The sequence below is a fragment of the uncultured Gimesia sp. genome, from assembly GCF_937910335.1.
Taxonomy (GTDB): domain Bacteria; phylum Planctomycetota; class Planctomycetia; order Planctomycetales; family Planctomycetaceae; genus Gimesia.
Window position 1 is genome coordinate 1 of the sequence record NZ_CALEMX010000175.1, and the last position, 1,744, is coordinate 1,744.

General features: G+C 47.6%; 2 protein-coding genes. Both read left to right on the forward strand.

Annotated features, from left to right (window positions below; all coding sequences use genetic code 11):
- The first annotated feature begins 67 nt into the window (after positions 1 to 67).
- Positions 68 to 790: a flagellin gene (locus tag Q0668_RS06760; RefSeq protein WP_298861749.1), complete on the forward strand. Its 723-nt coding sequence runs from the start codon at positions 68 to 70 to the stop codon at positions 788 to 790.
- Between the two features lie 298 nt (positions 791 to 1,088).
- Positions 1,089 to 1,556 carry a 50S ribosomal protein L13 gene (rplM, locus tag Q0668_RS06765; RefSeq protein ID WP_366918879.1) on the forward strand — a complete coding sequence of 156 codons (468 nt, stop codon included), beginning with the start codon at positions 1,089 to 1,091 and terminating at the stop codon, positions 1,554 to 1,556.
- Positions 1,557 to 1,744: the final 188 nt, after the last annotated feature.

The following is a 1,744-nucleotide window of genomic DNA, read 5'->3' on the forward strand; positions in this document are numbered from 1 at the left end:
TTTCCGGGCTTAATGGCGATACCGCTAGATTTCATTTCCGGACACCCTGCTAGCCGGTGATGTCACCGTGCAGGATGCTCTCGATTCCATCAACGCCATTGATCCTGGAAATCTGGTTGCGAGTATCGATCCGACCACGAACGCAATTCAGATTACTGATAATTCCGGCGCGGGTCCATTGAGCATCGCCAGTAATGCTGTTTCTGATGCACTGGGGTTGGCAGTCACTGAGTCGGGAACGAACAATACGGTTCCCTTACAGGGTGATTTTGTTCCCATTAAACTACAGGCGACACTCAATGCGACAGGAAACGGCCTTACCATTTTTGATGCTTCGGGAACTGGGCCTTTGGAAATTCCTGAGATCGAAATTGCATTTGCTCTGGGGATTGCCGGTGTAGAATCCGGAAATGATCCTCTTGTTGGTTTAGTTGGGAAAGAACCAAATCCCAAAGAATCAACGGGCGTGATCAGCTTGCTGACTCGCCTGGAAACCGCGTTGAGAAATGGCGATGATCGGGAGCTGGAACGGGTCGGTGTCTTGCTCGATGCAGAGATCGGTCGGATGACTCAGATTCGCGGCGAAATTGGCAGCCGCCTGAAAGTACTCGAAGAAGCTGATAATCGTCTAAAAGATCAGGAAGTCAAACTCAGAGAGTCGATCTCACAAGAATTTGACACCGATCTGACTGAGGTGATTGTCGAAATGACTCAGCGCCAGACTGCCTTTGAGGCCAATCTGCAAGTCACATCTCAGGCACTACAGTTGACACTGCTGTCCTTCCTCTAAACCGGATTGATGCCGTTCTGTCTTAGGGCAAATACTGGTGAAAAGTGGGTTTTCTGTGCTTTTTTGTGTTCCAGCTCAGATTTTCCTGCTCGCAGAAGTTGAAGCGGTGAACTAAAAAGGTTACTGTTATCCGCTCCCTTGCGGTTGGTATGCGCTCGCTTTGTCGGCGTTTTTCTGATCAATCACTGGAAGCTCCGAGATAATCTGTCATAGATGCCCGAAGTGCATATTGGCATAAGTGTATAATACTATATCGTTTACGTTTGAGGAATAACCCGTGTCTACGACAAAAACTTACATGGCAAAAGCATCCGACGTCGATCAGAAGTGGTTCGTCGCTGATGCAGATAATCAGATCGTGGGTCGCTTAGCCACAAAGATCGCAACTGTTTTGATGGGCAAGCATAAGCCAACGTATACGCCCCATGTGGATACGGGCGATTATGTGATTGTCGTAAACTGTGACAAGGTAAGGTTTTCTGGTAAAGAACTTGCTCACGAATCACACCCTTATTTCTCGAAGAAAATGTTATCGAAAAACTATTCGAAGTACAGCGGTTACCCCAGCGGTTTGAGATTGGTAACAGCCGAAAAGAAATTTGAGCGAGGTCAATCGACACAGGTCCTCTCCGAGGCAGTTCGGCGGATGCTTCCCAAGAATAAGTTGGGACGTCAGATGTTGAAGAAACTCAAGTTATTTGGAGGCCCGACGCACGAGCATCAATCGCAACAGCCACAGGAAATGCCAGCCCATCTGCTGCCTTAATTTGGTACTACAAAATACAAACTTCCCTTTTTCAGAATTATAAAAAGTAGTTGACCGTTATGGAAAATGAGACTCCGGAAGAAGAAATCACAGAAGAAACACCCGAAACGACTGAAGCTCCCGCTGCGGAAGAAGTCGTTGCCGCGGAAGAAGTCACTGATTCAGGGGTTCCTGAATTGACTTTAGGC